The following is an 11,926-nucleotide window of genomic DNA, read 5'->3' on the forward strand; positions in this document are numbered from 1 at the left end:
TCCACCCGAGGTAGCCGACGTACGAGGCGACCCCCAGTCCGACCCCGAAGATGAGCCCGCCGACCACGTCGGAGGGGAAATGCACCCCGAGGAAGACCCGGTCGAGAGCCGTGATGAGCGCGAAGGCCACCGCGCAGACGGTCACCCAGCGGCGGGCGCGGGGCGAGAGGACCGGCCAGACGAGGAGCGTGAGGATCGTCGCGGCAGCGGCGGCGTTGGCGGCGTGGCCACTGGGGAAGCTGTAGCCCGGCGCATGCGAGACCGGGTCATGGACGATGGGCCGGGCCCGCTTGACGACCTCCTTGATGCCCAGCTGCAGCGCCCACGCCACCATCATCACGACGAAGGCCCACAGCGCACGGGTCTTGAGGTGGTAGCGGCGCCACATGACGATGCACACGACGGTGCCCGCGATGTAGACCCACTTCGGCTGCGTCATCTCCTGCCAGACGATGAGTGCGTCGCGCAGGGCCGGGTTCTGCCGCGTCAGGCCAGTGGCCGCGGTGATCGCCGTCTGGTCCAGCTCGACGACGGGCGTGGACTTCATGCGCACGACGAAGGCGAGCGCGGTCAGGGGGACCGCGAAGGCGAGCCCGTAGCCGACCGCTTTGAGCATTCGACGACCCCGGCCGTATGCCGCTGAGCGCGTTCCCGGCGCGGGTGCGGTTTGGCGGGTGGCTTGGTCAGCCATGGCGCACCAGGAGGGACTGGGGGTCGACTCTGATGTCGAGGCGCCGGCAGGCGCCGATGGGGTCCCCGTCGATCTCGGCCTCGATCGGCCGCGCCGTCTCGATGGTGAACTCGCCTCCGCGCATCCGGTCGAGCCGCTTGTGGCCCACTCGATGCCGGGTGGCGATGTCGGCGACCACGGACGCCCATCCGACGGCGCCGCGGGGCGCGATGACGACGGCGTCGAGCACGCCGTCGTCGACCTTGGCGTCCGGCATCAGCTCGAGACCGCCCTGGAGCGTGCCGCAGTTGCCGACGATGACCGTCCGGGCATGCCGCCGCACGCGATCACTCGGTGACCCACTCGGGGACCCGACGACCCCGCTCCCGCCGGACGCGGCGACACGGACGGCGAAGCCACGGCCCCACAGCTTGCTCACCCCCGACACGATGTACGCGGGCCAGCCGAGCACGCCCTTGACCCGCTCGCTCGTGCCGGCCATGATCTCGCCGTCGAGGCCGAGCCCGGTCATGATGAGGAAGACCTCCTCGGGGTCGCCGTCGGCGGAGACGAACCCGACGTCGATCGGCAGGTCCGACCCGGTGAGCAGCGGCTCAATCGCACTCTCGGTTGAGTCCACGGGCAGGTCGAGGTTGCGCGCGAGGAGGTTGCCCGTCCCGGCCGGGAGCAGGCCGAGGGGTACGCCGGTGCCGACGAGCGCCGTGGCGACCGCGCGGACGGTGCCGTCACCGCCGAGCGAGGCCACGACGTCCGCGCCAGCCTCGACTGCGTCTCGCCCCTGCTTCTCGCCGGTCTCCTCAGCCGTGGTCTCGATCCAGCTCGGTTCCTCCCAGCCGTGCCGACGGCAGGCCGCGGCGACGACCCCCCGGTCCGCGTCGAGGTCCTCGACCTTCATCGGGTTGTAGACGACCGCGAGTCGTCGGGTCGGGGCCATGGCGCTCATCCTCTTCGGTTCCGGAGTCTCGACCAAGTAACGTCCGAGACGTGCCAACTATCCGTCGACGCCTATTGGCAGCGTTTGTCCTAGGTGTCGTCGCAATGCTTGTACCCCTCGGAGCCGCCGATGCACTCCTCGCGCGCCTGCTCGTCGGCTTCGTCGTCGCGGGCCTCGCCTTCGCCGTGCCGCTGCTCGCGCACATCCTCGGCCATGACGCGCCAGCGACCCGGCAGAAGGTGGAGGGCCGCGACGGCGACCGCGCTTGGTACGACGTCGTCGTCATCGTCGTCGGCCTCGCCAGCCTCACCGGCGTCGCCGTCCTGCTCATCGGAGGCTCCGCCTCGGGGCCGGCGCAGGTCATCGACGCCGTCATCGGCCTGTTCAGCGTGGCCGTGGGCTGGCTTTGTGTGCACACCGTCTACCTGCTGCGGTACGCCCGGCTGTACTACTCCAGCGACGATCCCCCGATCGACTTCAACCAGAAGGAGGACCCGGCGTTCTCCGACTTCGCCTACTTCTCGTTCGGGCTCGGCGTGGCCTACCAGGTGTCGGACACGGCCCTCAGGACCACCGAGATCCGACGCGTGGTCCTCGGCCACACCATGCTCGCCTATCTTTACGGCACGGTCGTCATCGCCGCTGCGATCAACCTCGTCGCCGGCCTGGGCGGCAGCTAGCCAGCCGCGGCGGTCGGCGTCGCAGCGGAGCCGTGCTGGAGCGACTCGAGCAGCGCCGAGATGAACTGCGGCAGGTCGTCGGGCTTGCGACTCGTCGTGAGGTTGCCGTCCTGGACGACCGTCTCATCGACCCAGTCGCCTCCCGCGTTGCGGATGTCCGTCTTGAGGCTCGGCCACGAGGTGATCCGCCGGCCCGACACGACGTCGGCCTCGACGAGCATCCACGGCGCGTGACAGATGGCCGCGACCGGCTTGCCCGAGGCGACGAACTCCTTGACGAGAGCGACGGCCTGCTGGTCCTGCCGGAGCGCGTCCGGGTTCGCGACGCCGCCGGGGAGGACGAGCGCGTCGAAGTCACCGACCCGGGCATCGGAGACCGTCAGGTCGACCTGCTGCGTGTCGCCGTGGTCGAGGTGGTTGAACAGCTGGACAGAGCCCGACTTCGGGCTGACGAGGACCGCCTCGTGACCCGCGTCCGTAACTGCCTTCCACGGCTCGGTCAGCTCGATCTGCTCGACCCCTTCGGCGGCGACGAGGAACGCGACCTTCTTGGACATCGGCTCATCCCTTTCGGTGAGTGGACGCCAGGGCAGGGCGTCGCTGGGTGCTGGTCATCGCGCCCTTACCCCGCCGGCCGCGGAGGTCACGGGCGAAGCAGAGCCAGCTCAGCGGCATACGGCCTAAGGCTGTGCGGCCAGCCGCGTCTCCTCATCCCGGACCCACAGGCCGATCAAGCCCTGGAAATGGGCCATGAAGCGGTCCCGCTCGTGCTCGGGATAGGTGAGGTCGACCGTGCTGCGCAGCAACTGGTGGAACGCCTCGCTCTGGAACCACTCGAGGGCGGCGGCATCGAAATGAGCCAGGTGCCGCGCGCACCACTCGTCGTAGGCCGCGGTCTCGAAGTACTCGTCGGCGATCGCGAGGTAGGCGTCGAGCTTCTCCTCGTCGCTGAGGTCCTCGCGGTCCGCCACGTCGAAGTACCGCCGCGTCTCGAGGCCGACGGTCCGGGAGCGGCGACCGGTGACGAGACAGTACGCCGACCAGCGCACGAGCGCCTTGATGGCCCAAGGGAAGTAGTAGTGCAGCGAGGTGACGGCCACGTCGGGGCAGGCGTTCGCATAGTCGATGGGATAGACCTCGTCGCCCTTGACGAGCATCTCGCAGGAGTTGAACTCCCAGCTGAACAGGGCGTTGACGATCCGGCTGATCGCCGCCGTCTCGTGCCCGGCGCGCGGGCTGAGGAAGCCATGGCTGACGGCGTAGCGGTTGTGCATCGGCTCGTCCGGCCGGAAGTTCATCACCATCGTCTCCGGGCCGATGGACAGGGCCCGGGCGAAGACGTCGTAGTCGATGGTCGCCTGCAGGTGCATGAGCATCTCGCCCGACGCGTCGTAGGCGGCGATGAGGTCCTGCTCGTCGTCGACCCGGGAGACACCCCGCCAGCCGCCGCCGTCGAACGGTTTCATGTAGAGCGGGTAGCCGAGGTCGTTCGCGATCTGCTTGAGGTCGAAGGGACGGTTGTACCGCGCGCTCGTGTAGGCCCAGCGGACGTTGTCGACGGGGTTCTTGTAGGGGACGAGGACGGTCTGCGGCACCTTGAGCCCGAGGCGCATGAGGGCGCAGTAGGCGCTGTGCTTCTCCATCGACTGGAAGGTGAACGGGCTATTGAGCAGGTAGGTGTCGTCGACGAGCGCGGCCTTCTTGAGCCACTCGCGCGGGTGGTAGTACCAGTGGGCGAGCCGGTCGATGACGAGCTCGGTCCGGACCGGCTGGCGCAGGTCGAACGGCTCGATGGTCAGTCGCTCGGACGCCAGCTCGTGCGTCACGCCGTCGTCGGTCGTGATCGGCCCCACCAACCCGAGCAGCGCCTCGAACGCCGTCGGCCAGTCCTCCTCCGCTCCGAGCAGCAAGCCGATGAGATGGGTGCGGCGGCCAGCCATGTGAGCCTCCTGTTCGGATCGCCTGAGTGCCCCGATCCTTGCAGGAAAGTCAACAGAAGTGGCCGTATGCCGCGGGGCTCATCAGCCATCCACGGTGCACACTCGCTGTTGTGGAGTTCGCCAGCAGTCGCTTCGCGGCCATCGAGTCGGCGCTCGAACCCGTTCTCGGGACTTCGGTAGCTGACGAGCCGGTCGCATGGTCAGGACCACGCTCGTGGTGGGCGGGGCCGCTCGACGTCGAAGGACTTGCCGTCGCCAGCGTGACACTGGCCCTGCGCGCTGCCTACGTCCTCGCCGAGGAGCGCGGCCGTCCGATCTGTCTGGGCACTGCGGCAGACCGTGTTGCCGGAGCGTTCGGCTCCCTGGCCCACCTCCGGGTGGACGGCCGGACCCCTGAGGCGTGGGCGCCCATGTCGGGGTGGTTCGAAACGGCCAATGGATGGATCCGCCTGCACGCCAACTACCCCCACCATGCGGCCGCCCTGTCGCGCTCGCTCGGCGTGCAGGACCGGAACGGGCTCGAGCGCGTGCTCCGCCGGATGGACTCGATCGAGACGGAGGACCGAGTCCGTGCTGGCGGTGGAATCGCCGGAGCGATGCGGACGGTACAGCAGTGGCGCGCGTCGCCCATGGCCACGGCGCTCGAGGCGGCGCCCTGGATCGCTTTCCACGGCAGCGGAGAGGCGCGGCCCCTCGCGCCGACGACTGACCTGCCGCTCAGCGGGATCCGGGTGCTCGACCTGACTCGGGTCCTGGCGGGGCCCACCTGCACCCAGCTGCTTGCGCTCCTCGGCGCGGACGTGCTCCGGCTCGACCGTCCCGACCGACCAGAGGATCTGGACACCTACCTCGCGACCGGTGCCGGGAAACGCTCGGCTCTGGCCGACCTCCGTCTGGAGGGCACCGAGGACCTCGTCCGCCGCCTCCTCGACGACGCCGACGTTCTCGTCACGGGCTACCGCCCGGGGGCTCTGGGCCGCCTCGGTCTGGACGATGCCACGATCCGTTCCCGCCACCGGCATCTGGTCCACGTCAGCCTCTCGGCGTGGGGCGATGCCGGCCCCTGGGCGCGCGATCGTGGCTTCGACAGCATCGTCCAAGCCGTTTCGGGAATCGGGCATCTCTACGGAACGGCTGATGCCACAGGGCGATTCACACCCGGAGCGCTACCTGTGCAGGCGCTCGACATCGCGGCTGGCTTCGGCATGGCGGCGGCCGTCCTCGCGCTGCTCGCCACCCGGACGCGGCAGGGAGCAGGAAGCGCCCACGTATCGCTGGCCGGCACCGCAGGCATACTCCTCGATGCCGGACCGGACCCGGCTGCCCAACCCCGGTCCCTCACCGTCCTGACCACCGAGACGTCCTCGCGGCATGGTCGGCTCACCCGCGCCGCGTCGCCGGCCACGCTCGACGGCTCACCGCTCCCGCTTCCAGCACCGGGCGAGTACGGCGCCGCCGCCCTCGCCTGGTCCTGACTGGCGCCGGGCATCGATCAGGACACTGCTGGGCGCTTCCGGAGCCGGTACCACTGCGGCTGCGTCTTCTTGAGCGGCTTCGGCATGCCGCTCGTGTCGGCTGCATCGACGGAGACGAGGTCCCACCCGGTGAAGGCGGCCTCGACGTCCACCCGCGTGACACCGCGAGGAACGAAGGGCAGACCTGCGGGCTGGAAGCCGAGGACGAGGGCCGTGGACCCGTCATTGCCGATCGCCGTGATGCCCTCCGCCTCCGCCCGGCGCTGGGAAGCATCGAGTCCGTGGAAACAGCCGACGTCGAGGAAGAAGTCGAACGTCCCGAGCTCGGCCGAACGAAGGTCGGTGACGTCGCCCAGCGTGAACGTGGCCGATGATTGGCCGTTCGCCTCGGCGGCGTGTACCGCGCGAGGGACGTTGTCCAGGCCCACGGCCTCCCAGCCGCGTCGGGCGAGGTCGTGCGTGTGCTGACCACGGCCGCAGCCGAGGTCGAGGGCCCGACCGAGTGGCTTGACGCGGTCGGCCTCCTCGCGGTCGAGCAGCGCGTCGAAACTCGCCTGGGCCGCCTTGCCGGCGCGCTCCCAAGGCGTGAGTCCGAAGCGGTAGGCCAACGCATAACCAGTGCTCATCTGTCCCTCGCTTAGATTGGTTCGGGTAGCACTCGAATGAAAGTACGTCTAGGGTGATCCTCGATGACCGAACCTGTCAAGAGGCGGGCCTACCGCTCAACCGTGCGGGCCATGCGGGCCCGCGCAAACCGCGAGGCAATCCTGCGCGCCGCGCGCGACCTCTTCGTTGCGAACGGCTATCCGAACACGTCGGTCGCGGCAGTTGCCACCGAGGCAGGCGTCAGCGAGGACCTCGTCTACGTGCAGTTCCAGACGAAGCGACGGCTCCTCGTCGAGGTGCTCAACTACAGCGTTACCGGCGACGTCGAGAGCCCGCGCGTGCTCGCGCAGGAGCGACCCCAGGCCGTGCGCAGGGAGCACGACCAGCGGCGGCAGATCGCCCTGTTTGCCGAGGACATCGCCGGACGAACGAGCCGGGCGCGCCCGATCGACGATGTCATGCAGTCAGCCGCCCTCGTCGACACCGAGATCGCGGAGAAGCACCGCGCCATGCACCGGACGCGTCTGGCCAATCTCACGCAGTTCGTGGAGTGGGTGGCGGCGAACGGCCCCCTGCGGGACGGGCTCACCGTCGAGGACGCCGCAGCCACGGTCTGGGCGCTCACCGGGCCACCGATGCACCGGCTCCTCGTCGATGAGCTCGGCTGGGACCTGGACCGGTTCACCGCCTGGGTCCAAGAGACCCTTCAGGCCGCCCTCCTGCCCCCTCCGCAGTCCGAGCCGGACTGAGCAACGCTGCGCGCGTCGCGCTCAGGAGGCCAGACTGCGCACCTGCGCCCGCCGCGTGATGTCGGCGCAGTCGAGGCAGATCTCCTCGGGCACGAGGCCCAGTCGCATGAGCTGGCCGAAGAGGACGCAGCCGACGCACAGACCGAGGAGCGACTCGAGCGCAGGGAAGATCACCATGACAACCGTGATGCCGATGACGGCGACGAGTGCTCCCTCGGCTCCCGTTGCGACGTGCAACGCGTAGGCGAGGGTTGCCGTGGCGGTCAGGACGGCGCCGATCGCAGCCGCGAAACGTTTCGGCGGGCCTGCAGTGGGGCGCGGGGCGGCCGGCACGCGGGGTCGGACCCACGCCTGGACGAGTCGCGCCACGGGGCTGCGACGCGGCCCCAACGTGGCACGCAGGATGAAGTCCACGGCGAGCAGCGCGAGTAGCCACCACTGCTGCGTGACCAACGTGGCGGCCGAGACGAGGAGGACGACGGCCGCGATGAGTCGGACCGTGACGTCGTCGACGATGTCGGGGAAGCGCGAGGATCGCATGCCCCATTATGCATTGCATAAGTTGGGCTTATGCAAACCCGTTTTGCCACCTGGACGCACCCCAGCCCCCTGAGTCGAGTGAACAGGATTCGGGCCGAATTCTGTTCACTCGATCAGTTGGGGACGAGGACGTTCAGTGGCGCGGGAGGCGCAGGGCGGCGATGGCGAGCCGTGCGCCAGGGGTTAGGTCGTCGCGCCGACGACGTGCCTCTCCTCTGCGAAGTGGCACGCGCTGGGGTGGTCGGAGCCCGGCCTGTCGATCAGGGCCGGCTCCTCCGTGGCGCAGATCTCCTGAGCCTTCCAGCACCGCGTGCGGAAGCGGCATCCGGAGGGCGGGTTGGCCGGCGATGGCACGTCACCCTCGAGGATGATGTGGTCGCGACGCTCCCGAAGGGTCGGGTCGGGCACGGGGACCGCCGACAGCAGCGCCTGGCTGTACGGATGCGTCGTGTGCTCGTAGATGTCGTCCTCCACGCCCGTCTCGACGATCTTGCCGAGGTACATCACCGCCACGCGGTCGGCGATGTGACGCACGACCGAAAGGTCATGGGCGATGAAGATGTAGGCCAGCCCGAGCTCGTTCTGGAGCTTCTCCAGCAGGTTGACGACCTGGGCCTGGATCGACACGTCGAGGGCACTGACCGGCTCATCGCAGACGATGATCTCGGGGTTGAGCGCAAGCGAGCGGGCGATGCCGATGCGCTGGCGCTGGCCACCGGAGAACTGGTGCGGGTAGCGGTTGATGTGGTCGGCGTTGAGGCCGACCAGGTCGATCAGCTCGCGGACCCTCGCAGTGCGGCCCTTCTTCGGCACCACCTCGGGGTGGATGTCGAAGGGCTCCCCGATGATGTCGCCGACCGTCATGCGCGGGTTGAGCGACGTGTACGGGTCCTGCATGACCATCTGGATGTTGCGGCGGACCTTGCGCATGTCGCGAGCTGAGACCGTCGACAGGTCGCGGTCCTTCAGCATGATCTTGCCCTCGGTGGGCGTCTCGAGGCCGACGAGGAGACGAGCCAACGTCGACTTGCCGCACCCCGACTCACCCACGACACCGAGGGTCTCGCCGCGATGCAGCTGGATGTTCACACCGTCGACCGCACGCACGGCCCCGACCTGTTTCTTGAAGACGATGCCCTGCGTCAGCGGATAGTGCTTGCGCAGGTCCTCCGTCGCGAGAACCACTTCACCGATTCTGCTCGGGGTCTGGGTCATGACTCGATGACCTCCCTCCAGTAGTGGCATGCGGCGACTCGATCCACGTCGACGTCATAGTGCGGCGGCTCCGGCGGAACCTTGCAGTTGTCCTGAGCGAACCTGCACCGCGGGTGGAATGCACAGCCCGGCGGGATGTTGGTCAGGACCGGAGGGAGTCCCTTGATGACGGCAAGATCCTGCCCCTTCATGTCGACGCGGGGGATCGATTCGAGCAGCGCCTTGGTGTAGGGGTGGGCCGGCCGTGCGTAGATGTCGCGGACCGGCGCGTCCTCGACGACCCGTCCGGCGTACATGACCGAGATCTCGTCGGCAACGTCGGCCACGACCCCCATGTCATGGGTGATCAGGATCAGGCTCATGTTGCGCTCGCTCTGGAGCTCAGCCAGCAGTCCCATCACCTGCGCCTGGACCGTCACATCGAGAGCCGTGGTCGGCTCATCGGCGATGAGGATCTCGGGCTCGAGGGCGAGGGCCATCGCGATCATGACGCGCTGGCGCATGCCGCCCGAGAACTGGTGCGGGAAGTCGTTGATGCGATCCTTGGCGGCGGGGATACGGACCAGGTCGAGCAGCTCGACGGCCCTGGCCTTCGCCGCCTGACGGGACATCCCGCGGTGCTTCCGGAACAGCTCGCCGAGCTGGAACCCGACGGTGAAGACCGGGTTCAGCGCGGAGAGGGCGTCCTGGAAGATCATCGCGATGTGGTTGGCCCGGACCCTCCGACGGTCCTCGTCGGAGAGCTTGAGCAGATCCACGCCGCGGTAGAGGATCTCGCCCTTGGTGATCTCCGCCGGCGGACTGTCGAGGATCCCCATGATGGCCTGGGCCGTGACGCTCTTGCCAGAGCCGGACTCGCCGAGGATCGCCCGGGTCTGACCCTGGTGCAGCACGAAGTTCATGCCGTTGACCGCATGAGCCCGGCCGGACGTCGTGCGGAACTCCACGTGGAGGTCACGCACCTCCAGCGGGGGGGCGCTCATGTCCAGCTGGGTGAGGAACCGCGCAGTCGACTCGGACTTGACGGGGGTATCGGTGGTCATCCAGTCACCGCATCTTCGGGTCGAGGGCATCGCGCAGCGCGTCACCCATGAGGATGAAGCTGAGCACAGTGCCGATGAGCAGAACCATGGGGAAGATGAGCAGCCACGGGGCCTCCAGGAAGTAGACCTGGTGCGCCGTGATCATGATTCCCCATGACTCCTCGGGCGGCTGGAGGCCGACCCCGAGGAAGGTCAGCGTCGCCTCGGCGGCGACGAAGCTGCCGAGGGCGATCGTGGCGAGCACCGTCACCGGGGCGACGGCGTTCGGCAGGATGTGCCGCAGCATGATGCGCCCGTTCCCGGCACCGAGGGACCGCGCCGCGAGGACGTAGTCGAGGTTCTTCGCAGACAGCACGGCACCCCGCATGACGCGGGCGATCGTCGTCCAGCCCAGGATGATGAGCACCATCGTGATGGTCAGGATGTTCTGCACCTTGACCACGGTGAGGAAGACGAGCGCTCCGAGCAGGAACGGCAGCGACAGGAAGATGTCGACGACCCTGGAGATGATGGTGTCGGCCCAGCCGCCGTAGAAGCCGGCGAGGAGGCCCAGGCTGCCGCCGATGAGGACGATTCCCACCGTGGCGCCGATCGCGATCGTCAGTGACGGCTGCGCGCCGTAGATGGCGTGGGAGTAGTAGTCGCAGCCGAGGATGTTGAACCCGAAGGGGTGTCCCTCCTGAGGAGGTTGCCGGCTCATTGAGATGACGCAGTTGCGGGGGTCCTGGTCGGTCCAGAGCGTCGGAAAGACCGCCATGGAGCCCACCACGAGGATGTAGAGCGCCGAGAGCACGAACGTCGGGTTGCGGATCAGCTGCTTTCGGGCATCGCTCCACAGGCTCGCCGATTCTCCGGATGCGCCCGGCCCCTCCGTCGTGGGGGGATGGGCCGTCGCCGACTCTTCGGCGGCGACGGTCGGTACGAGATCACTCATTTGTCAGCTCCCGCTCACTCGTATCGGATGCGTGGGTCGAGAACCCCATAGAGGATGTCGACCAAGAGGTTCGCGACCAGGAAGATCAGGGCCGCGAGGGTGACGATGCCGATGACCACGCTGGCGTCTCCCGTCCTGGCGCTCTGGGCCGCGACGCGACCGATGCCGGGCACGTTGAAGATCGACTCGGTGACGACCGCGCCACCCATGAGAACACCCAGGTCGACGCCGAGGGAGGTGACGACCGGGATGAGGGAGTTGCGCAGCGTGTGCACGCCAGTGATCCGGCGGGGCAGCAGGCCCTTCGCCCGTGCGGTGCGGACATAGTCGGCCCGGATGTTCTCCACCATGCTCGTCCTGGTCAGCCGGGCGGTGACAGCGAGGCTGGTGGAGCCCAGCACGATGCCGGGAATGACGAGGCTCATCCACGGGTAGTCCGGCTTGTAGCCGGCCGCGAACAGGCCTTGCGAGATGATGTCGGGGATGCTCTCATCCGCACGCAGCGTGTTGCCGAACTTCACGCCGACGAACTCGCGGATGACGATGCCGAGCACGAAGATCGGCACCGCGATGATGAGCGTCGTCGAGATCTTGACGAAGTAGTCGACGAACCCGCCACTGCGAAGGCCCGCGAGGACGCCAGCGACGATGCCGACGATCGCCTCGAAGACGAACGCGATGAGGGCGAGGCGGATGGTGTACGGCAGGGCAGCGGCGATGATGTCCGTGACCTCTCGCTGCCCCACGAGGCTGATGCCGAAGTCCCACTGGGCGATGTTGGTGATGCGCTCGCCGAAGAGGCCGAAGCACGGGTTGCCCGTCTGGGTCAGGCAGGGGTCGCTCAGGTTGAGGCGCTCCGAGAGCGCCTCGAGCATTGCCGGCGTTGGCGTGCGGTCGCCGAACAGCGCACGGACCGGGTTGCCGGTCAGCTGGATGCCCAGCGACGTGATGTAGTGCAGCAGGAACATCGTTCCGAGCACGGTCGGGATGAACTGAAGCACCCGCCGTATGACATATCTCCCCACGGTCGGGGCCTCCTATCGACGTGCTGGTGGCGGCGACGACCCTACTCCGGGTCGCCGCCGCCACCAAGTCTGGAATGGTGTCAGCTGTTGCGGA

13 protein-coding genes are annotated in these 11,926 nt (G+C 68.4%); 3 read left to right on the plus strand and 10 right to left on the minus strand.

Annotation, left to right across the window (positions count from 1 at the left end; genetic code table 11):
- Both VIR15_RS16755 and VIR15_RS16760 read right to left on the minus strand, forming a co-directional pair.
- Nucleotides 1-691: phosphatase PAP2 family protein (locus VIR15_RS16755; protein ID WP_331929800.1), on the minus strand; the 691-nt coding region annotated here is incomplete at its 3' end.
- The gene (locus tag VIR15_RS16760; RefSeq protein ID WP_331929802.1) at nt 684-1,625 is read right to left on the minus strand and encodes a diacylglycerol/lipid kinase family protein; all 942 of its coding nucleotides are present in this window, start codon (nt 1,623-1,625) and stop codon (nt 684-686) included. The genes VIR15_RS16760 and VIR15_RS16755, both read right to left, overlap by 8 nt.
- 104 nt (nt 1,626-1,729) lie before the next feature.
- Between VIR15_RS16760 and VIR15_RS16765 the strand changes: the two genes are divergently transcribed.
- Nucleotides 1,730-2,305, plus strand: coding sequence for a DUF1345 domain-containing protein (locus VIR15_RS16765; protein WP_331929804.1), 576 nt, complete (start codon nt 1,730-1,732; stop codon nt 2,303-2,305).
- Here VIR15_RS16765 and VIR15_RS16770 read toward each other — a convergent pair.
- Together VIR15_RS16770 and VIR15_RS16775 are read right to left on the minus strand one after the other, a co-directional pair.
- Nucleotides 2,302-2,862 (minus strand): type 1 glutamine amidotransferase domain-containing protein, encoded by a 561-nt coding sequence (locus VIR15_RS16770; protein WP_331929806.1) that lies wholly within the window; start codon nt 2,860-2,862, stop codon nt 2,302-2,304. The two genes, VIR15_RS16765 and VIR15_RS16770, sit on opposite strands and share 4 nt — an antisense overlap.
- 123 nt (nt 2,863-2,985) lie before the next feature.
- The gene (locus VIR15_RS16775) at nt 2,986-4,245 is read right to left on the minus strand and encodes an ATP-grasp domain-containing protein (RefSeq protein WP_331929808.1); all 1,260 of its coding nucleotides are present in this window, start codon (nt 4,243-4,245) and stop codon (nt 2,986-2,988) included.
- 110 nt (nt 4,246-4,355) lie between these two features.
- Between VIR15_RS16775 and VIR15_RS16780 the strand changes: the two genes are divergently transcribed.
- Nucleotides 4,356-5,720, plus strand: a complete 1,365-nt coding sequence (locus VIR15_RS16780; protein WP_331929810.1) for a CoA transferase — start codon at nt 4,356-4,358, stop codon at nt 5,718-5,720.
- Nucleotides 5,721-5,737: 17 nt separating this feature from the next.
- On the opposite strand, the gene VIR15_RS16785 is transcribed toward VIR15_RS16780, so the two are convergent.
- A complete protein-coding gene (locus tag VIR15_RS16785) occupies nt 5,738-6,346 on the minus strand; it encodes a class I SAM-dependent methyltransferase (protein WP_331929812.1) in 609 nt (202 codons plus the stop codon).
- A gap of 63 nt (nt 6,347-6,409) precedes the next feature.
- On the opposite strand from VIR15_RS16785, the gene VIR15_RS16790 reads away from it, so the two are divergent.
- A complete protein-coding gene (locus VIR15_RS16790; RefSeq protein WP_331929814.1) occupies nt 6,410-7,075 on the plus strand; it encodes a TetR/AcrR family transcriptional regulator in 666 nt (221 codons plus the stop codon).
- Nucleotides 7,076-7,096: 21 nt separating this feature from the next.
- Here VIR15_RS16790 and VIR15_RS16795 read toward each other — a convergent pair whose 3' ends face one another.
- The 5 genes from VIR15_RS16795 to VIR15_RS16815 all read right to left on the minus strand — a co-directional run bounded on the left by VIR15_RS16795 (nt 7,097) and on the right by VIR15_RS16815 (nt 11,808).
- Nucleotides 7,097-7,615, minus strand: coding sequence for a DUF4395 domain-containing protein (locus VIR15_RS16795; RefSeq protein ID WP_331929816.1), 519 nt, complete (start codon nt 7,613-7,615; stop codon nt 7,097-7,099).
- A gap of 183 nt (nt 7,616-7,798) precedes the next feature.
- Nucleotides 7,799-8,830, minus strand: a complete 1,032-nt coding sequence (locus VIR15_RS16800) for an ABC transporter ATP-binding protein (RefSeq protein WP_331929818.1) — start codon at nt 8,828-8,830, stop codon at nt 7,799-7,801.
- Nucleotides 8,827-9,873: an ABC transporter ATP-binding protein gene (locus tag VIR15_RS16805; protein WP_331929820.1), complete on the minus strand. Its 1,047-nt coding sequence runs from the start codon at nt 9,871-9,873 to the stop codon at nt 8,827-8,829. Before VIR15_RS16805 ends, VIR15_RS16800 begins: the two co-directional genes overlap by 4 nt.
- 4 nt (nt 9,874-9,877) lie before the next feature.
- Nucleotides 9,878-10,807 carry an ABC transporter permease gene (locus tag VIR15_RS16810; RefSeq protein ID WP_331929822.1) on the minus strand — a complete coding sequence of 310 codons (930 nt, stop codon included), beginning with the start codon at nt 10,805-10,807 and terminating at the stop codon, nt 9,878-9,880.
- A gap of 14 nt (nt 10,808-10,821) precedes the next feature.
- Nucleotides 10,822-11,808 (minus strand): ABC transporter permease, encoded by a 987-nt coding sequence (locus VIR15_RS16815; RefSeq protein ID WP_331929824.1) that lies wholly within the window; start codon nt 11,806-11,808, stop codon nt 10,822-10,824.
- Between the last annotated feature and the right edge of the window lie 118 nt (nt 11,809-11,926).

This window comes from Intrasporangium sp. (assembly GCF_036566125.1).
GTDB lineage: Bacteria > Actinomycetota > Actinomycetes > Actinomycetales > Dermatophilaceae > Intrasporangium.

Excerpts from the sequence above, each read along its gene's own strand:
- VIR15_RS16760 (WP_331929802.1), bottom strand. The coding sequence starts at position 1,625 with ATGGCCCCGACCCGACGACTCGCGGTCGTCTACAACCCGATGAAGGTC.
- VIR15_RS16765 (WP_331929804.1), top strand. The coding sequence starts at position 1,730 with ATGCTTGTACCCCTCGGAGCCGCCGATGCACTCCTCGCGCGCCTGCTC.
- VIR15_RS16770 (WP_331929806.1), bottom strand. The coding sequence starts at position 2,862 with ATGTCCAAGAAGGTCGCGTTCCTCGTCGCCGCCGAAGGGGTCGAGCAG.
- VIR15_RS16775 (WP_331929808.1), bottom strand. The coding sequence starts at position 4,245 with ATGGCTGGCCGCCGCACCCATCTCATCGGCTTGCTGCTCGGAGCGGAG.
- VIR15_RS16785 (WP_331929812.1), bottom strand. The coding sequence starts at position 6,346 with ATGAGCACTGGTTATGCGTTGGCCTACCGCTTCGGACTCACGCCTTGG.
- VIR15_RS16790 (WP_331929814.1), top strand. The coding sequence starts at position 6,410 with ATGACCGAACCTGTCAAGAGGCGGGCCTACCGCTCAACCGTGCGGGCC.
- VIR15_RS16795 (WP_331929816.1), bottom strand. The coding sequence starts at position 7,615 with ATGCGATCCTCGCGCTTCCCCGACATCGTCGACGACGTCACGGTCCGA.
- VIR15_RS16800 (WP_331929818.1), bottom strand. The coding sequence starts at position 8,830 with ATGACCCAGACCCCGAGCAGAATCGGTGAAGTGGTTCTCGCGACGGAG.
- VIR15_RS16805 (WP_331929820.1), bottom strand. The coding sequence starts at position 9,873 with ATGACCACCGATACCCCCGTCAAGTCCGAGTCGACTGCGCGGTTCCTC.
- VIR15_RS16810 (WP_331929822.1), bottom strand. The coding sequence starts at position 10,807 with ATGAGTGATCTCGTACCGACCGTCGCCGCCGAAGAGTCGGCGACGGCC.